The 18,236-nt window shown below is 73.4% G+C and carries 17 protein-coding genes; 12 read left to right on the top strand and 5 right to left on the bottom strand.

The window, feature by feature from the left end; genetic code table 11:
- Nucleotides 1–109 precede the first annotated feature (109 nt).
- The gene (locus HPT28_RS06055; RefSeq protein WP_219089881.1) at nt 110–739 is read left to right on the top strand and encodes a PH domain-containing protein; all 630 of its coding nucleotides are present in this window, start codon (nt 110–112) and stop codon (nt 737–739) included.
- On the opposite strand, the gene HPT28_RS06050 is transcribed toward HPT28_RS06055, so the two are convergent.
- Nucleotides 676–1,446 carry a cyclopropane-fatty-acyl-phospholipid synthase family protein gene (locus tag HPT28_RS06050; RefSeq protein WP_219089880.1) on the bottom strand — a complete coding sequence of 257 codons (771 nt, stop codon included), beginning with the start codon at nt 1,444–1,446 and terminating at the stop codon, nt 676–678. The genes HPT28_RS06055 and HPT28_RS06050 overlap by 64 nt on opposite strands.
- A 267-nt stretch (nt 1,447–1,713) precedes the next feature.
- Between HPT28_RS06050 and HPT28_RS06045 the strand changes: the two genes are divergently transcribed.
- The gene (locus HPT28_RS06045) at nt 1,714–2,838 is read left to right on the top strand and encodes a peptidase (protein ID WP_374226924.1); all 1,125 of its coding nucleotides are present in this window, start codon (nt 1,714–1,716) and stop codon (nt 2,836–2,838) included.
- A gap of 167 nt (nt 2,839–3,005) precedes the next feature.
- Nucleotides 3,006–4,598, top strand: a complete 1,593-nt coding sequence (locus tag HPT28_RS06040) for an alpha/beta hydrolase (protein ID WP_219089879.1) — start codon at nt 3,006–3,008, stop codon at nt 4,596–4,598.
- A gap of 79 nt (nt 4,599–4,677) precedes the next feature.
- Here the strand turns inward: HPT28_RS06040 and HPT28_RS06035 are convergent, their stop codons facing one another.
- On the bottom strand, nt 4,678–6,036 hold the full coding sequence (locus HPT28_RS06035; RefSeq protein ID WP_219089878.1) for an alpha-lytic protease prodomain-containing protein: 1,359 nt from the start codon (nt 6,034–6,036) through the stop codon (nt 4,678–4,680).
- Nucleotides 6,037–6,124: 88 nt separating this feature from the next.
- Nucleotides 6,125–7,054, bottom strand: a complete 930-nt coding sequence (locus tag HPT28_RS06030; protein WP_219089877.1) for a LysR family transcriptional regulator — start codon at nt 7,052–7,054, stop codon at nt 6,125–6,127.
- Nucleotides 7,055–7,203: 149 nt separating this feature from the next.
- Here HPT28_RS06030 and HPT28_RS06025 point away from each other — a divergent pair, with 149 nt between their 5' ends.
- The 4 genes from HPT28_RS06025 (at nt 7,204) to HPT28_RS06010 (ending at nt 10,891) form a co-directional block, all read left to right on the top strand.
- Complete coding sequence (locus HPT28_RS06025; RefSeq protein ID WP_219089876.1) at nt 7,204–7,617, top strand: cytidine deaminase; 414 nt, start codon at nt 7,204–7,206, stop codon at nt 7,615–7,617.
- Between the two features lie 91 nt (nt 7,618–7,708).
- Nucleotides 7,709–7,975, top strand: a complete 267-nt coding sequence (locus HPT28_RS06020) for an SCO4848 family membrane protein (RefSeq protein WP_219089875.1) — start codon at nt 7,709–7,711, stop codon at nt 7,973–7,975.
- Between the two features lie 28 nt (nt 7,976–8,003).
- The gene (locus HPT28_RS06015) at nt 8,004–9,404 is read left to right on the top strand and encodes a metallophosphoesterase (protein WP_219089874.1); all 1,401 of its coding nucleotides are present in this window, start codon (nt 8,004–8,006) and stop codon (nt 9,402–9,404) included.
- Between the two features lie 179 nt (nt 9,405–9,583).
- Nucleotides 9,584–10,891, top strand: a complete 1,308-nt coding sequence (locus HPT28_RS06010) for a D-alanyl-D-alanine carboxypeptidase (RefSeq protein WP_308119103.1) — start codon at nt 9,584–9,586, stop codon at nt 10,889–10,891.
- 24 nt (nt 10,892–10,915) lie between these two features.
- Here HPT28_RS06010 and HPT28_RS06005 read toward each other — a convergent pair whose 3' ends face one another.
- Nucleotides 10,916–11,491, bottom strand: coding sequence for a hypothetical protein (locus HPT28_RS06005; protein WP_219089873.1), 576 nt, complete (start codon nt 11,489–11,491; stop codon nt 10,916–10,918).
- 278 nt (nt 11,492–11,769) lie between these two features.
- On the opposite strand from HPT28_RS06005, the gene HPT28_RS06000 reads away from it, so the two are divergent.
- From HPT28_RS06000 to HPT28_RS05985, 4 genes are all read left to right on the top strand, one after another.
- Nucleotides 11,770–12,624, top strand: a complete 855-nt coding sequence (locus HPT28_RS06000; protein ID WP_219089872.1) for a bifunctional methylenetetrahydrofolate dehydrogenase/methenyltetrahydrofolate cyclohydrolase — start codon at nt 11,770–11,772, stop codon at nt 12,622–12,624.
- 3 nt (nt 12,625–12,627) lie between these two features.
- Nucleotides 12,628–13,047 (top strand): DUF3017 domain-containing protein, encoded by a 420-nt coding sequence (locus HPT28_RS05995; protein WP_219089871.1) that lies wholly within the window; start codon nt 12,628–12,630, stop codon nt 13,045–13,047.
- A gap of 178 nt (nt 13,048–13,225) precedes the next feature.
- Complete coding sequence (locus tag HPT28_RS05990) at nt 13,226–14,329, top strand: XRE family transcriptional regulator (protein ID WP_219089870.1); 1,104 nt, start codon at nt 13,226–13,228, stop codon at nt 14,327–14,329.
- 256 nt (nt 14,330–14,585) lie between these two features.
- Complete coding sequence (locus HPT28_RS05985) at nt 14,586–15,575, top strand: malate dehydrogenase (RefSeq protein WP_219089869.1); 990 nt, start codon at nt 14,586–14,588, stop codon at nt 15,573–15,575.
- Between the two features lie 128 nt (nt 15,576–15,703).
- Here the strand turns inward: HPT28_RS05985 and HPT28_RS05980 are convergent, their stop codons facing one another.
- Nucleotides 15,704–16,432: a hypothetical protein gene (locus HPT28_RS05980; protein ID WP_219089868.1), complete on the bottom strand. Its 729-nt coding sequence runs from the start codon at nt 16,430–16,432 to the stop codon at nt 15,704–15,706.
- Nucleotides 16,433–16,660: 228 nt separating this feature from the next.
- On the opposite strand from HPT28_RS05980, the gene HPT28_RS05975 reads away from it, so the two are divergent.
- Nucleotides 16,661–18,154 (top strand): aldehyde dehydrogenase family protein, encoded by a 1,494-nt coding sequence (locus tag HPT28_RS05975; RefSeq protein ID WP_219089867.1) that lies wholly within the window; start codon nt 16,661–16,663, stop codon nt 18,152–18,154.
- The last annotated feature ends 82 nt before the right edge of the window (nt 18,155–18,236 follow it).

The following is an 18,236-nucleotide window of genomic DNA, read 5'->3' as shown; positions in this document are numbered from 1 at the left end:
GGGGGTCGTGTTCCACTGTGGGGTGGAACACGACCCCCGGGTTATTTCCAGCGGAACCCGACCGGTATGTGATCTCCTTGACGCGGGGAGCGTGAGGGGGTCAGTCGGTATGACACAGCCGACGGGACGGAAGACGACCGGTCTGGCGGGCGTCGTGTTGATCGTGCTGGCGGGCGTGCTGCTGGTCCGCACCGGGGGACGGGAGCGGCCGCCAAGGCCGGTCACGTACCGCCATCCGCGGCGGGGGCGGCTGTACGCCTGGGCCGGGGTCGTGGTCGTCATGGCCGCGCTGGGGTGGTGCGGGTTCGTCTCGGCCGACGCCGACCACGCCGCGGACCGCCCGCTGGGGGCCACGGCGTGGGGCATGAGCGCCGTGCTGCCGATGCTGCTGCACCGGGCCGGTGCCGTCACCGTCGTGGACGCCCGCGGGGTGCGCACGCGCGGCGGGCTCGCGGTGCGCCGCCGGTTCGCGCCCTGGCCGGAGGTCACCGACGTCACGGTGGAGCTGACGCACCGCTGGGACGGCGCCGTGCACCGCGTGGTGGCGGTCCGCGCCGACGGCCGCGCCGTGCCCCTGGCGACGCCGCTGGGGTACGCCTGGCGCCCGTCGTCGATGGCGGCCCTGGGCGCGGCGCACGCCCGTGTCGTGGAGCACTGGGAGGCGGCCGGAGGCGGTCAGCCCGCCGGAGAGGGCACCGGGCGCAGGACGAGGGTGACGAAGCCGAGCGTGCCGCGGTAGCCGTTCAGCCAGCCGTCCCGGTGCGCGGCGGCCCGGCGCAGGGCCTCGGCGCTGTGCGGGTCCTCGGGGTGGTCGAGCGCCCAGCGGGTGAGGGAGCCCGTCCAGGACCACTCGTACTCGTCCCACTCCTCCAACGTGCTCGTGTGTCCGTGGACGGGTGCCCAGCCCGCCTCGGTGACGCGTGCGACGGTCCCGGGGAGGTCGCCGAACTCATCCCGCGTGGCACCGAGTCCGTCGAGCGTGGCGGCGTCCGGCTCACGCTCCCAGAACCCCTCTCCGACGACGGCGACCCCGCCGGGGGCGAGATGGCGGCGCGCGGCCTCCAACGTGGGCAGAAGCCCGCCGAAGGCGTGCGTGGCACCGACGCACAGGACGACGTCGTACGGCTCGTCGCCCCCCTCGCCGGTGCGGAACTCGGCGGCGGGCGTCTCGTGCAGCGTCAGCCGGTCGGTGACGCCGAGGGCCTCGGCCTCGGCGCGGGCGAGCGCGAGGGCCCGCCCGTCGATGTCGACCCCCGCGGCGCGGGCCCGCGGGAACGCGGTGAGGGCGCGGTGCAGCCACACGCCCTGACCGCAGCCGAGGTCGAGCAGCCGGGGCCGCGCCCGTCCCCGCACGGCCCGGCGCAGCAGCCGGTCGGTGTTCACCTCGCTCAGCGGAGCCGCGATGGGGTGATCGGCATGGGCGTGGAGGCTGGCGTTGAACGTCACCCGCGCAGTCTGGCCGGACGGCCCGGAGGAGACCAGTGATTTACGCGAGGGGCCGCACCGTCCGCTCGCGACGTGTGACACCCGGGGTTCACGAGGCGCAGGGAAACGTTTCAGCCAGTCGTTGACACGGGCCTGACAAACATCGCCCCCGGTGGCAGGCTGCTACGTCCAGACCGCTCAACTCGTCTGCCCGGAAAGCCGATCCCGCCAACCGGTCCCCACCGACCGTGCGCACACCGCGCGGCTGTCGCAGAAGGAGTAGTCAGCGTGAGACGAACCCCTCGATCCCTCCTGGGCACCCTCGTCGCCGTCGGAGCCCTGATCGCCGGCGGGGCGCTGGCCACGCCGGCCGCCGCCGGCGACGCGCCCGACGTGGACGCTCCCAGCGCCAGCGCACCCGACGTCGACGCCCACGCCGCGGACGCGCCCGACGTGGACTCCCACACCGTCGGCGCACCCGACGTCGACGCTCCCGACGTGGACGTCCACCCGGCCGTCCACGTCGCGGCCGGCACCACCGCCGCCCGGCAGCGGGTCCGCGGCTACTGGACGGCGGACCGCATGCGCGACGCCGTACCGCTGGACCAGCTGGCGTCCGGCCGCGCCGACCAGCGCGGCACGGCCGCCGAGGCCCGCGCCCCGGAGGGACACGCCAGCACCGTCACACCGGTGGCCCCGGCCACCTCCCCCTCGGACATCGGCACCCTGGCCTTCCCCGAGGGCGGCGCCCCCTGGACGGGCGGCGGGGAGATCGCCACCACCGGCGGCCGGGTGTTCTTCACCTACCAGGGCCGCGACGCCTCCTGTTCCGGCAACGCCGTCAACAGCGCCAACGGCAGCACCGTCATGACGGCGGGGCACTGCGTGAAGATGGACGGCGCCTGGCACACCAACTGGGTGTTCGTGCCCGGATACCACGACGGCCAGGCCCCCTACGGCCGGTGGGCGGCCGAGGCCACCCTCGCCACCCCGCAGTGGACGGCGAGCGAGGACATCAACTACGACGTCGGCGCCGCCGTCGTCAGCGAACTGGACGGGCAGCGGCTCACCGACGTCGTCGGCGGTCAGGGACTGTCGTTCAACAGCGGCTACAACCGGGAGATGTACGCCTTCGGCTTCCCGGCCGCCGACCCCTACGACGGCGAGACGTTCACCTACTGCAGCGGCACCAGCTTCCGGGACTTCTTCCTCTCCCGCGACCACGGGCTGTCCTGCGACATGACCGGCGGCTCCAGCGGCGGCCCCTGGCTGACCGACTTCGACGAGGCGACCGGCACCGGCCTGCAGACGTCGGTGAACAGCTTCGGCTACGTGTTCTGGCCGGACACCATGTTCGGCCCGTACTTCGGTGACGACGCCCGCAACCTCTACGACGAGGCGCAGGCGCTCTGACCCGCCCCCGGGCCCCGCGCGGGTCCGAGCCGCACTCCCGGGGCTCNGCTCAGGGAGGTTCCACGCACGGAACCGGCGGCCGTCGGCGACCTCGCGGCCAGGCGTCGGCCGAACGGAAGCCCTAGGATGGCCCGCCACTGACCGTGACGCCGAACGGGGGGGCACAAATGTTCCAGACCAGGACCGAAGGGGCGCGCCGAAGGGCCGCCGCGGTCGCCGCCGCGACGGCGCTGGCGCTGACCGCGCTGGCCGGGTGCAGCGGCGAAGGCGACGACTCGGCACGCTCCGACGCCGCGCCGTCCGCGTCCGCCACCCCGTCGAAGCAGCCCTCGAAGCCCGCCGGGAACCCGCCGCCCCTCCCCGAGGCGCTGACCGGGCAGAAGCTGTCCTGGGAGGGGTGCGGTTCCCCCGCTCCGGGCCGCCCGGAGCTCGCCGACCGGTGGGAGTGCGCCGACATGAAGGCGCCGCTGGACTACGACAAGCCCGACGGCGAGACCCTCGACATCGCGCTCATCCGCACCAGGGCCACCGAGGATGACCGGCGCATCGGTTCCCTGCTGTTCAACTTCGGCGGCCCCGGCGGCTCCGGAGTGGCCACGCTGCCGAACTCGGAGCGCACGTTCTCCACCCTCAACAGCTTCTACGACCTGGTGAGCTTCGACCCGCGCGGCGTCGGGCGCAGCTCGAAGGTGCGGTGCCAGAGCGACGCGGAGATCGAGAAGGCGCTGAACCTGGACCTCACCCCGGACACCGCCGCCGAGGAGAAGGAGTTCCTCGACGACGCCAAGGCCCTCAGCGCCGACTGTGACCGGAAGGCCGGCAAGGTACTGCCGCACGTGGGCACGAGTGACGCCGCGCGCGACATGGATCTCATGCGGCACCTCCTCGGCGACGAGAAGCTGAACTACCTCGGCTTCTCCTACGGCACCTCGCTGGGTGGCACCTACGCCCACCTGTTCCCCGAGAACGTCGGCCGGATGGTGCTGGACGCCGCCGTGGACCCGACGGCCGGGTCCGTCGCCCACGCGAAGAACCAGGCCCTCGGCTTCCAGCGGGCGCTGGAGAACTACCTCCGCAGCACCGGCGAGGACCCCACGAAGGGCACGAAGCGCATCACCGCGCTGCTCGAGCGGATCGACAAGGACCCGCTGCCCACCTCCGGCGGACGTGAGCTCACCGAGGGGCAGGCCCTGTACGGCCTGGTCACCCCGCTGTACAGCCAGTCCAGCTGGCCGGCGCTGGAGGAAGCGCTCGAAGAGGCGGAGAACGGCCGCGGAGACCGGCTGCTGGCCTTGTCCGACAACTACCACGGGCGGGACGCCGAGGGCCGTTTCGAGGCCAGCTCACACGCCCAGCGTGCCGTCTCCTGCGCCGACGACAGCAGCAGGCCGACCATGGCCGACGCCAAGGCCGTCCTGCCGGAGTTCGAGAAGATCTCCCCCGTCTTCGGGCCCTTCCTGGCCTGGGACACGGCGGGCTGGTGCGCGGGCTGGCCCGTTCCGGGTGAGCGCGAGGACCCGGAGGTCAGTGCGGAGGGCGCCGCGCCCATCGTCGTCGTCGGAACCACGGGCGACCCGGCCACACCGGTGGAGGGCGCCGAGCGCATGGCGAAGGAGCTGGGCGAGGACGTCGGCGTCCTGGTCACCTTCGACGGCGAGGGACACGGTGCCTACTTCGCCAGCTCCTGCGTCCAGGACACGGTCAACGCGTACCTGGCCCGCGGCGAGGTCCCGCGGAACGGCCTGACCTGCGAGCCCTGACCGGACGGACGGGTACGGGACGGCCGGGCCGCATCCCCATATGCGGCCCGGCCGTCGGCAGCCCCCCGTCAGACGGGGTCTACAGGCGCTGCCACAACGCGGGGACGTTCGGGGGCTCCCAGCCGGTCTGGGAGCGGTGCCCCTGGAGGCAGCGGTAGGTGGCCGAGCCGTACGTCACCTGGTCACCGGCCGCGTAGTTTGTGCCGGGTGCCCAGGTCCCGCCCGGGTCACCCGGGTCACCGGGGTCGCCCGGGTCTCCGGGGTCGGTGGTCGTCTTCAGGGTCAGGCCGTAGGCCTGGAGGATCTCGTTGATCGGCTGGTGGTAGGTCGTCCCGCCGGTGCGGCAGTTGCCGGAGCCGCCGGAGGTGACGCCCTGGGCCTGGGTGCCGGAGATGTACGAGCCGCCGGAGTCGCCGGGCTCGGCGCACACGCTCGTGCGGGTGACGCCGGAGATCGTGCCCTCGGGGTACGTGACGCTGGTGTTGTGCTGCTGGATCGTGCCGCAGTGCCAGCCGGTCGTCGAGCCGGAACGGCAGATGGAGGCGCCGACGGGGGCCTGGGTGGAGCCGGTGACCTGGATGTTCTGGCCGCCGGAGCCCTTGACGTACGGCGTGGCCGTCCAGCTGGAGTTGACGGCGACCCAGGCGTAGTCGTTGCCGGGGAACGAGGAGCCCTGGAAGGAGCCCTGCGCCACCCGGTTGTAGCCGGACGTGCTCGTCCCGGCCCGGCCGCAGTGGCCCGCGGTGGCGAAGCCGTGCTGCGTGCCCCGCGTCACCGGGAAGCCGACGGAGCAGCGGCCGCTGGAGCCCATGTAGTAGGCGTCACCGCCGCGCAGGTCGTAGAGCGGGCGGGGCTGTTCGTCAGAGGCGACGACGCGTACGAGGCCGGCGTCCGCACCGCTGGCGGAGACGAACGCGCGGGCCTGTTCGGGCCGCGGGGAGTGGACGACGACGGAGTTCGCGGTGACGTCGACGTACCAGACGCGGGCGGCCTGCGGGGCCCTTTCGGCGGCGGCCCGGTCCAACGCGGTCTTGGCAGCGTCGAGTTCGGCCAGCGAGTGCGGGACGACCCTGGCCCGTGCGCCCGTCGCCTCGATCCTCCCGGCCTCGTCGGCGTCGCTGGTGGCGACGGTGAGCCGGACGTCGTCCCCGCCGTCCTCGTTGAGCCACGCGCCGGCGAAGTCGGGACCGAGCGCGGCGCGCAGGGCGGACGCGTCCGCCGTGGCCCGGCTTTCGGCGGCCAGCCGCTGCTCGGCCTGAGCGGGTGTGAGCCCGAGATCGCGCTGGAGCGCCTTGAGCAGCCCGGGTGCGGGGGCGGGCGCGGCCGGGGCTTCGAGCGGCGCGGGATCGGCCGCGGCGACGCCCGGCTGTCCGGCCAGGACAAGGACGCCGGCCGTGAACACGGCCGCACAGGCGCCCTTGAGCGTTCTGTGGAGCATGACACTCTCCTCGGTTTCTGGGGGGTGCCGAAACCGTAGGCGTGCGCACGTCAAGAAAAGGAGAGGTCAGTTCGCCCCCTCCCCCGCGTTATGGATGAACGGCCGAGCCCGCGGCGCGGATCGTCGCCTCGGCGTGGGCGGCGCGGGCGTGGCGGAGGACCGCGTCGGCGGTCCCCGCCTCCTGTGCGTCCGGGTGCCAGCCCAGAAGATGCCGCCAGCGCAACGGCGTTCCCTCCAGCGGCCGGGTGACGATGCCGGGCGTCGGCGGGAAGGTGGCCCGGCACAGGCCGACGGCGCGGCCGACCTGCACCAGATGCACGCACGATGCCGTGTCCGTCTCGTACACGGAGGCCGGGGTGAAACCCGCGCGGGCGCACGCGGCGGCGAAGCACTCGGCGAAGCAGCCGTCACCGGGCACGTCGACCCAGGCGGCGTGGGCGAGGTCCGCGAGCGCCACCTGCTCGCGCGCCGCGAGGGGGTGGTCGTGGACCAGCATGACGAACACGGCGTCGACGCCCACCTCCCGCCACACGAGCCGCTCGGTGGCGGGCGGTTGGCTCTCCCCACAGGTGCCGATCAGTGCGAAGTCCAGCCGCCCCCGACCGACGTCATCCGCGATCTCCCGCTCCGACCACGACGTCTGCGTCGTGACCGGCACCCCGGGGAGAGCCGAGACCAGCCGGTCCACCAGGCAGCCCAGCAGCGGCCCGTGCGTGCCACCGAGCCGGTACCCGGCGCCGGAGCACCCGCCGCGGGCGAACCGCACCGCCTCGTCCTGCAGTTCGTTGACGGCCGGCAGGACGACCCGGGTGCGGTGCAGGACCAGCTCGCCCAGCGCCGTCGGCCGCACGCCCTGCCGCGAACGCTCGAACAGCCGCCCGCCGAGCATCCGCTCGACGCGCTTGAGCTGTGCGCTCAGGGCCGGTTGGGCCACTCCCAGCGCGGAGGCGGCCTTCGTCAGGCTGCCCGCCTCGGCGATGGCGTGGATCGTCCTCAGATGGCGCAGCTCCAGCTCCATGACGGGAGTTTGGTCCAGACCACGCGGTACGGCAAGGGTCGGCGACGCCGCCACGTGGCGGCGCACGCGAGCGGCCCGCCGCCGATATCCGCTTGCGAACCGTCGGCAGCCGGGCCACCGTCGTCTGACACCCGACGAAGGCGAAGAGGATGACGACGCAGTCCCACCCTGTCGACCACGAGCTCGTCCAGGCAGCGGCCGATGTCGCCCGCGCGCGCTGCCGGGGCGACCACCACACCGTGGCGGCCGCGGCCCGCGCCCGGGACGGGCGGATCGTCACCGCGGTGAACGCCTACCACTTCACGGGCGGCCCCTGCGCGGAGCTGGTCGTCATCGGCGCGGCGGCCGGCCAGGGCGTCTACGAGCTGGACACGATGGTCGCCGTGGGCGACCGCGACCGCGGCGTCATCCCGCCGTGCGGCCGCTGCCGCCAGGTCCTCCTCGACTACTTCCCCGCCCTCAGGGTCATCGTCGGCAACGGCGACCGCCTGCGGTCGGCCGCCGTCAGCGAGCTGCTGCCCGAGACCTACGTCTGGGCCGAACACCGGCTCGACGCGGAGTAGGCCGCGTCCCCCTGCCGTGGGACCGGCTCGTGATCACGGCCGCCGCGGGGGCCGCGGGACGCTTTCGAACGGTTCCCCGCATACTTGAACCATGAAGCTCTCCCGCCCGGTGTCCTGGTTCCTGCTGGCGTTCGGGGCGTGGTCGTGGCTGGTGTGGACCACGTTCGTGCGCAACCTGTGGAAGGACGGCAGCGGGCTGGCCTTCGACGACGCGGGTGACCCGACGGGGTACTTCTGGGTGCACCTCACCCTGGCCGTGGTGTCCTTCGGGCTCGGCACGGCCATCGGGGTGCTCGGCTGGCGGGGGCTGCGGGCACTGCGCCGCGGGGGGCCGGGCCGGGACACGGCCGGGGAATAGCGGAGAACAGGGGCGGGAAGAGCATCACATGATCATCGTGTTCCTCGTGCTGGTCGTCGGCGTGCTGGGGGCCGTGCACTACTACCTGTGGCGCCGGCTGGTGCGCGACGTGTCCCGGCCGGGCGGCGGGTACCGGCGGGCGGGGACGGCGCTGGCCGTGCTGCTCCCACTGCTGGCCGTGGGCGCGCAGGTGGCGGGGCGGGCCGAGGCGCCCTTCGGGGTGCAGCAGGCGCTCGCCTGGCCGGGCTTCCTGTGGTTCGCGCTCCTCGTCTACCTGCTGCTGACGCTCCTCGTCCTGGAGCCGGTGCGCCCGCTGGCCCGGCGGCTGCTCGCCCGGCGTGCGGCGCGGCGTACCCGGCCCGTCACCGCCCCCGAGCCCCGGCGCGAGCCGGTGGGCGTGTCGGGCGGCCTGCCGGGCGGCGGCGCGGACGCGGTGGGCGGGGCGGGACGGCCGCTGCCGGACGTCTTGGAACCACAGACGGCCGGGCACGACGCGGACCCCAGCGACGCGGACCCCCACGCGACGACACCCGGCGAGGCGACACCCGTCACGGCGGGCCGGGACGAGGCGGCGCGGACGGCGGAGGGCGGCGCGCCCGATCCGTCGCGGCGGCTGTTCGTGGCCCGGGCCGCCGCCCTCACGGCCGGGCTGGTGGCCACGGGCACGGTCGGTTACGGCGCGCACAGCGTGCTGGCCGTCGGGCCGCGGCTCAAGCGCGTGCGGGTACCGCTGGCCAGGCTGCCGCGCGCGGCCCACGGCTACCGGATCGCCGTGGTGAGCGACATCCACATCGGGCCCATCCTCGGGCGGGCCCACACCCGGCGCATCGTGGACCTGATCAACGGCGCGGACGTGGACGCCGTCGCCGTCGTGGGTGATCTGGTGGACGGCTCCGTCGCCCACCTGGGGGACGCCGCCGAGCCGCTGGCCCGCCTGCGCTCGCGCGACGGGGCCTACTTCGTCACGGGCAACCACGAGTACTTCTCCGGCGCCGAGCAGTGGGTGGACCACGTCCGCGAGCTGGGTCTGCGCCCCCTGGAGAACGCCCGCGTGGAGCTGCCGGGGTTCGACCTGGCCGGCGTCAACGACGTCGCGGGCGAGAGTTACGGCGACGGCCCCGACTTCGCGGCGGCGCTGGGCGACCGCGACCCCGCCCGGGCCTCGGTGCTGCTCGCGCACCAGCCGGTGGTGATCCACGACGCCGTCGAGCACGGCGTGGACCTCCAGCTCTCCGGGCACACCCACGGCGGGCAGATGTGGCCGGGCAACCTCCTGGCCGACCTCGCCAACCCGACGGTGGCCGGTCTGGAGCGCTACGGCGACACCCAGCTCTACGTCACGCGCGGCGCCGGGGCCTGGGGGCCGCCGGTACGGGTGGGGGCCGAGCCGGACATCACCGTCGTCGAGCTGGCGAGCCGACAGGCCTGACGCCTCCTCAACCACATCCGAAACCCCTGAACCTCACCCGAACGGGTGCGTCCGGCGCACGTCACCCAAGTGCGGCCCCTGGGCTAACAGGGAGCCCCCACACGCTGTACGTTCCCCTCGTGGACTGGATTCTTCATACCGCTCGGCGCGTCACCCGTCGCTCCACCGCACGCTCCGCGGTGGCTGCCGCCGTCCTGCTTCCGGCCCTCCTCACGGGCACCTCCGCGGTGGCCGACGAGGAGAAGCCGAGACCGCCGAAGCGCATGTCCACCGTGGGCGGGGAACGGCTCGGGCTCCCCGGCACCCAGGTCGACCCGAAGCCCGGCGCGAAGGCGCCGGCGCTGCCGAAGAAGTTGACCGCCCGCGCCTGGATCGTGGCCGACGCCGAGACCGGTGAGGTCCTGGCCGCGCACAACGCGCACTGGCCGCTGGCCCCCGCGTCGACGCTCAAGATGCTGTTCGCCGACACCCTCATAGGCAAGCCGGGCTTCGAGGCCGAGACGAGCTACACCGTCCGGCCTGAGGACCTGGCGGAACTGGGCGAGGGGTCGAGCGCGGTCGGGGTGAAGGAGGACCACGCGTACACCGTCCACGACCTGTGGAACGGCGTCTTCCTGGCGTCGGGCAACGACGCCGTGCACACGCTGGCAGCGATGAACGGCGGGCTGGAGAAGACGGTGCGCGAGATGAACGAGCGCGCCGCGGAGTTGGGCGCGAAGGACACCCATGTCGTCAGCCCGGACGGCTACGACGCGGACGGTCAGACGTCCTCCGCCTACGACCTGACGCTGATCGCCCGCTCGGGCATGCAGAAGCCGGACTTCCGGGCCTACGCGGCGACCACGACGGCCACGTTCCCCGGTGCCTTCGAGGACGAGGACGAGAAGAAGGACGGCGAGAACGAGGAAGAGCAGGACGACGACGGCGGGAACGGCGAGGACGGCGAGCAGGGCGGCAAGGCCGACGGGCCCAAGCGGACCCACTACCAGATCCAGACCACCAACCGGCTGCTGCGCGGCGCCGGTTCGCTGGAACCGTACGAGGGCCTGGCCGGGGTGAAGAACGGCTACACCACCCATGCCGGTTACACCTTCACCGGCGTCGCCGAGCGGGGCGACCGGACGCTGCTGGTGACCGTCATGCACCCCGATCACCAGAAGGAGGGCCGCAACCGCGTCTACGAGGAGACGGCGATGCTCTTCGACTGGGGCTTCGCCGCGGCGGACGCGGTGGAGCCGGTCGGCGAGCTGGTGCCGCCGCTCAGCGCGCGGCAGCCCGCGGCGGACGGCCTGGAGCCGGCGGGGCACGGCGAGCCGACGGACGCGGCGGCGGCCGGAGACGGGGCGGCGGCCGGACACTCCTCCACCTCGGGGCTGAGCACCGCTCTCGGCCTGGTGGGCGCGACGGGCAGCGTCCTCGCCGTCACGGTGTGGCTCGTCCACCGCCGCTGGCCGACTCCGGGCGCCGGGCAGGGCCCCCGGCGGTAAGCCGCCGGGGCCCGGCCGGGCTCCTCAGTGCTGGGGCCGGTTGAACCACTCACCGGCCGGGCGGAGGGAGAGGAAGATCACGGTCAACAGGGCCGTGATCACCCACAACAGGGTGATGAGGATCCCGCCCGGCGCCCCCGTCTGCGCGAGCGAGCCGATCAGGCTGAACCCGCCGATGATCAGATTCAGGGAGGCGGTGATGATGCCCATCACCCGGACACCGGTGCGGCCCTTGCCGAACATCGACGCGGACACGATGTGCAGGGCGGCCAGCGCGACTCCGACGAGCAAGACGACGACGCCGAAGACGACCACGTCGGATTCGGCCACGACGAAGTCCGGGTCGTCCTCGATGTCCGCGGCGGCGAGCATCATGATCAGGCCGAACACCATGCTGAGGGCCCACAGGCCGCCGGCGACGAAGAGCAGCACGCGGGCGGTGACCACCAGGCCCGGCATGGACATGCGCATCGGCATCATGCCGCCGGGACCGCCGGGGTACTGCGGATAGCCGGGGCCCGTCGGGCCGGGCTGCGGCGGCTGCGGGTAGCCGTACGGGGGCGGCTGGCCGTAGGGATTGTGCTGACTCGGGTCGCTCACGGCGGTCTTCCTCTGACGGGATCGGACGGTCTGCGGTGCGCGGCGAACGGACACCGGGCAGGCCGCGAGTCCGGTTCCGAGTGGCGAGACGGGGCCTCCCCTTGCTCTGTGCCGACCCCCGCAGCCGCCCCTCGTCGGCTCACAGCACGCCGCAATCATCTTGTGCTTTCGTATGAGGTGTCCAGCGCGGTGCCCACCACGGTGCCCGACCGTGACGAAGCTCTTATCCGGCAGGGCCGGATTGGAGCCCGGGGCCCGCCATCCGGGAGGATGGGGGCATGAGCGCGCAGATTCTCGACGGCAAGGCCACCGCGGCCGCCATCAAGTCCGACATCGCCACCCGGGTCGAGGCCCTGGCAGCCAGGGGCGTCCGGCCCGGGCTCGGCACCGTGCTGGTGGGCGACGACCCGGCCAGCCACAAGTACGTGGCGGGCAAGCACCGCGACTGCGCCGAGGTGGGCATCGCCTCCATCCAGCGCGAGCTGCCGGCGACGGCCACGCAGGAGGAGATCGAGGCCGTCGTCCGCGAGCTGAACGAGGCCCCGGAGTGCACCGGCTACATCGTGCAGCTCCCGCTGCCGAAGGGCATCGACACCAACCGGGTGCTGGAGCTCATGGACCCGGACAAGGACGCCGACGGGCTGCACCCCGTCAACCTCGGCCGGCTCGTCCTGGGCGTTCCGGCCCCCCTGCCGTGCACGCCCAACGGCATCATCGAGCTGCTGCGCCGCCACGACGTCGAGATCAAGGGCGCGGAGGTCGTCGTCGTCGGCCGGGGTATCACGGTGGGCCGCTCGCTGCCGCTGCTGCTGACGCGCCGCTCCGAGAACGCCACCGTGACCCAGTGCCACACCGGCACCCGGGATTTGGCCGCGCACCTGCGCAACGCGGACATCGTGGTGGCCGCCGCCGGTGTACCGCACCTGATCAAGCCCGAGGACGTCCGCCCCGGCGCCGCGGTCCTCGACGTCGGCGTGAGCCGCGACGAGAACGGCAAGATCGCCGGTGACGTCCACCCCGGCGTGGCCGAGACGGCCGGATGGCTCTCCCCGAACCCGGGCGGCGTCGGCCCGATGACGCGCGCGATGCTGCTGGCCAACGTCGTGGACGCCGCCGAGCGGCTCGCGGGCTGAGCCATGGGAGCGGACCCCACGAACCCCGCGGCCCCGCGCCGCGGCTCCCGGCGCTTCCCGGTGTTCACCCGTGACACCGCCCGCCCCGAGGGCGGCGGCCGGGCGGCCCCGGGGGGCGCGCCCGCGCCCTACCGGCAGTGGCCGCTGCTGGCCGTGCTGGCCGGAACGGTGGCCGGGCTGCTGATCGTGCTCGCGGAGATGCGCGCGGGGCTCCTCCTCGTCGGCGGCTCACTGCTGGCCGGGAGCCTGCTGCGCTGGCTGATGCCGAACGTGGGCATGCTGGCGGTCCGCTCCCGCTTCACCGACGTGCTGACGTACGGGCTGCTCGGCGGGCTCATCACCGTCCTGGCCCTCATGGCGCAGCCGCGGCCCTGGCTGGAACTTCCGTTCCTGGAGGACCTGATCCGCTACCTCGTCCGATAGCCGGATCGCCGGACGGGAACCGCCGCGGGCCTCCCGCGCGTGGAACCGGTGCGGGCGTACCGGTCCGAATCCGGCGGGTGGCACACTGTTCAGATGTTCGTGCCCCGGCCGAGTGGCCAACGGGGCGACGCACGCGGTTCGACAACAGCACGTCCGGGGACGAGGGAGGGTTATCGGCATGCCGCGCTGGAAGCCGCTACCGGAGGAACTGGACCCGGAGATTCGCGACTTCGCCGAGCAGATGCGCCGACTCGTGGACCGCAGCGGGCTGAGCCTCTCCTCGCTGGCGGACAAGACCGGGTACAGCAAGACGTCCTGGGAGCGCTACCTCGGCGGTCGGCTGTTGCCCCCGCAGGGCGCGATCTCGGCCCTGGCCGAGGTCACGGACACCGACGTGAGGCACCTCGCCACGCTGTGGGAGCTGGCCGAACGGGCCTGGAGCCGGGCCGAGATGCGGCACGACATGACGATGGAGGCCATCCGCATAGCCCAGGCACGGGAGGCACTGGAGGCCGCCGAGGCCAAGGCCGCCGGCTCGAAGGCCGCGGCGGCGGGCCGCAAGCGGCAGAAGAGCGCCACCGCCCGGCCGGCGCCCCCCGAGCCCCCGCCGCCCGGCCCGGTGCCCTTCGGCGGAGCCAGGCCGGAAGCCCCGGACGGCTTCCCGGCGCGGGAGCCGGGTCCCGCCGCGCCCCGGCCCGCCGCCTCGGCGTCCGGGCCGCCTCCCGCCCCGTGGGCCGGACAGCCCGCCACCGCCGCCACGCGTCCGGTGCCCCGGGAGGCGAACCGCCCGTCAGGGGGCCGCAGGGCGGCGATGCTGCTCGTGGGCGGGCTGTGCGCGCTGGGTGTGGTGGCCGGGGGCTTCTTCTTCCTGGGCCTGCCCGGCGGTGGGGACGAGGCCGCCGCCGAGCCCACGCCGCCGCCCGGCCCGACGGCGCCCGCCCTGCCCGAGGGCGTCAAGTGCACCGGCGCGGACTGCTCCGGCGAGGACCCCGAACTGATGGGCTGCGGCGGGCAGTACGCGGCGACGACGTCCGACGCGATGATCGGCACCGCGTACGTCGAGGTGCGCTACAGCGAGGTCTGCGAGGCCGCCTGGGCGCGGATCGGCGCGGCCCGGCCCGGGGACACCCTCACCATCACGACGGACGGGGGCGACGAGGCCGCGGAGGATCTCGGTGACAGCACCGAGGGCTACACCATGATGGTCGCGGCCGGGGACCCGGAGTCGGTGCAGATCTGCGTGGAGCGCGCGGGCGACGTGCAGGGCTGCACGCTCCGCTGAGCGGGTCGGGGCCGGATGTTCCGCTGAGTGGAAAACGGCGTGCATAGGACACCGCGGACGGGGCACAAGACCGTCACCCCCCACAGGCGCCCACCGCGCCCTGGGCAGCCGCCCCGCGTCCCCCTCCCGCCGGGGCGGCTGCCCACCGTGTGTCGCCGCGGGCGGGCGCGATAGCCTGACGCAGGGTCTCTTGATGTAGAGAGACTTCCCTGGTCCAGAGGTCCAGGCGCCATCGTCAGGTTCAACGGAGACCGCCATGACCCGCAACGCCGTCAATGTCACCGTCACCGGAGCCGCCGGCCAGATCGGCTACGCGCTGCTCTTCCGTATCGCCTCCGGCCACCTGCTGGGTCCGGACGTCCCGGTCAAACTGCGCCTCCTGGAGATCACCCCCGCGCTCGGCGCGGCCGAGGGCACGGCCATGGAGCTGGACGACTGCGCGTTCCCGCTGCTCCAGGGCATCGACATCACCGATGACCCGAACGTCGCCTTCGACGGCGCGAACGTCGGCCTGCTCGTAGGCGCCCGCCCGCGTACCAAGGGCATGGAGCGCGGTGACCTGCTGGAGGCCAACGGCGGCATCTTCAAGCCGCAGGGCAAGGCCATCAACGACCACGCCGCGGACGACGTCAAGGTCCTCGTCGTCGGCAACCCGGCCAACACCAACGCCCTCATCGCCCAGGCCGCCGCCCCGGACGTGCCGGCCGAGCGGTTCACCGCGATGACCCGCCTCGACCACAACCGCGCGCTGAGCCAGCTCGCCAAGAAGACCGGTGCCCCGGTCTCCGAGATCCGCAAGCTCACGATCTGGGGCAACCACTCGGCCACGCAGTACCCGGACATCTTCCACGCGGAGGTCGCGGGCAAGAACGCCGCCGAGACGGTGAACGACGAGAAGTGGCTGGCCGACGAGTTCATCCCGACCGTCGCCAAGCGCGGTGCGGCCATCATCGAGGCCCGGGGCGCCTCCTCGGCCGCCTCGGCCGCGAACGCCGCCATCGACCACGTCCACACCTGGGTCAACGGCACCGCCGAGGGCGACTGGACGTCCATGGGCATCCCGTCGGACGGCTCCTACGGCGTGCCGGAGGGCCTCATCTCCTCCTTCCCCGTCACCTGCGCCAACGGCGAGTACCAGATCGTCCAGGGCCTGGACGTCAACGAGTTCTCGCGCGCCCGCATCGACGCCTCGGTCAAGGAGCTGGCGGAGGAGCGGGACGCCGTCCGCGGCCTCGGCCTGATCTGAGCCCGCACGGCGCGTCGGCGCACCACGCGGAACGGCCCCCCGCCTCCCGGAAACTCCGGAACGGCGAGGGGCCGTCGCGCTGCTGACGCGCCCCGAGGGGCGCCTCGGACGGCAGACCCGGGCGTGGGTCAGCCCATCTGCTCCAGCTTGGCCACGTCGAGCGACTCCTCCTCCGAGGGCACCTCGTCCGCGACGGGCTTGTCCCACTCGGAGAAGGCGACCTTGGACTGGGTGCCGCTCTCCTCGCCGATCGACTGCACCGGGTAGGCGGTGCCCTCGGCGGCGACGTGCAGCGTGGTCTTCTCGCCGTCCTTGGTGCTCTCGACGGTCACCACGCTCTGGCCCTCGACCTCGCCCTCCTTCGGGTCGGACCACGTGGCGTCCTCGTCGTCGGAGCCGATGTCCTCCTGTATGGCCTTCAGGTCACAGGTGCCGGCCATGCCGGCCATCATCGGGTCCTCGGTGGTGCCGGAGAGGTACTTGCCCTTGACGAGCTCCCAGGTGGACGCGCCCTCCGGACCGGACTGCGTCTCCCAGAACTTCTGGTCCGGCTTCATCCAGACCTTCTCACCCTGCTTGATGAGCTCGACCTTGCCCGCCTCGCCCTGGTCGATGACACCGGCGCAGTTGCCGTCGCCGTCCATGGCCAGGTCGATGGAGAAGGCGCCCTCCTCGGAGGTGTCCATCTTCATCCGGACGGACTTGGCGTCCTTGAGCGCCTTGCCCGCCTCGTCGACGACCTCCTTGCCGGACTTCTCGGCCAGGCCGTTGCCCTCGCTGCCGCAGGCGCTCAGGCCGGTGACGGCGAGCAGGACGGCAGCGGCCGCGAGAGCGGACTTCTTGTGCTGGTTGCGCACGTGCAGGAACCTTCCCCGAAATTTCAGTTGTGCCAGGCGACAACCTAGCCGGTGGGTATGACGCCGGAATACCCGCGTGCCGGGGGCCACCGCGTGAGGAAGGCCACTTGTCGCACATCGACCGGCATGAGATCGGTGGTTCGGGGCAGGGGTGTCCGATGCCAGTGCGACTGGCCTAGTACAAAACGGGCAGGAAGCAAGGAAATGCATCGAGAAGACGCGCCGGGAATGGCAACGATCCACGTGGACGGTGTGTGGCGCGCCGCCACGACCGGTGCCACCCGGGACATCGTCGACCCGGCCGACGCCAGTGTGCTCGCCGTGGTCGCCGAGGGAACGGCCGACGACGCCGACGAGGCCGTCCGGGCCGCTCGCCGCGCCTTCGACAGCGGCCCGTGGCCCACGACACCGGTCTCCGAGCGGGCCGGCCTCCTGCGGCGCACCGCGGACCTGCTCCAGCGGGACCGCGAGGAGATCGCCCGCATCGAGTCCCAGGACACCGGCAAGACGCTGGAGGAGGGCCGGGTCGACGTCGACGACGTGACGGCCGCCTTCCGGTACTTCGCCGACCTCGTCATGAACGAGTCCGGCGGGCGCGTGGTCGACGCGGGTAGCGCGGACGTGCACAGCGTCGTCGTGCACGAGCCCGTCGGCGTCTGCGCCATGATCACGCCCTGGAACTACCCCCTGCTCCAGGCGAGCTGGAAGATCGCCCCGGCGCTCGCCGCGGGCAACACCTTCGTCATCAAGCCCAGCGAGCTGACCCCGCTGTCCACCGGGCACCTCATGCGGCTGCTCGTCGAGGCCGGGCTGCCGGCCGGGGTGGGCAACGTCGTCACCGGCGCCGGTGTTCCCGTGGGCGCCCGGCTGGCCGAGCACCCGGACGTGGACCTGATCTCCTTCACCGGCGGCCTGGCCAGCGGTGTCAAGGTCGCCCAGGCCGCGGCGCCGAGCGTGAAGAAGGTCGCGCTGGAGCTGGGCGGCAAGAACCCCAACGTCGTCTTCGCCGACGCCTGCGCCACCGACGAGGGCTTCGACACCGCCGTCGACCAGGCGCTCAACGCCGCCTTCATCCACAGCGGCCAGGTCTGCTCGGCCGGGGCCCGGCTCATCGTCGAGGAGTCGGTCCGGGACCGCTTCGTCGCCGAGCTGGCCCGCCGCGCCGAGCGGATACGCCTGGGCCGCGGCACCGAGAAGGGCGTGGAGTGCGGGGCGCTCGTCTCCCGACAGCAGCTGGAGAAGACCGAGGCCTACGTCGCGGCCGCGCTCTCCGACGGCGCCACGCTGCGCTGCGGCGGCGCGCGCCCCGAGCCGAGCGACGTCCTGCCCGAGAGCGGCTACTTCTACCTGCCCACCGTGCTCGACCACTGCCACGGCGAGATGAGCGTCGTCCGGGAGGAGACCTTCGGCCCCATCCTGACCGTGGAGACGTTCCACACCGAGGACGAGGCCGTCGCGCTGGCCAACGACACCGAGTACGGCCTCGCCGGCGCCGTCTTCTCCGCCGACACGGCCCGGGCCCGCCGGGTCGCGGCGAGGCTGCGGCACGGCACGGTGTGGATCAACGACTACCACCCGTACCTGCCGCAGGCGGAGTGGGGCGGCTTCGGCAAGTCCGGTGTGGGCCGCGAGCTCGGCCCGGCCGGGCTGGCGGAGTACCGCGAGACGAAGCACGTGTACGAGAACCTGCGCCCCGCGCCCGTCCGCTGGTTCGGTGGCTGACGCCGCCGCCCCCGGGCCGTCACCGGCCCACGGGGGCGGCCGCACCACCGTGCGCACCGCCCCCTCCCCCCGTCTCAGCACC

This window comes from Streptomyces sp. JJ38 (assembly GCF_019303475.1).
In the GTDB taxonomy this organism is placed as follows: domain Bacteria; phylum Actinomycetota; class Actinomycetes; order Streptomycetales; family Streptomycetaceae; genus Streptomyces.
This window is presented reverse-complemented; position numbering and strand designations above follow the sequence as displayed.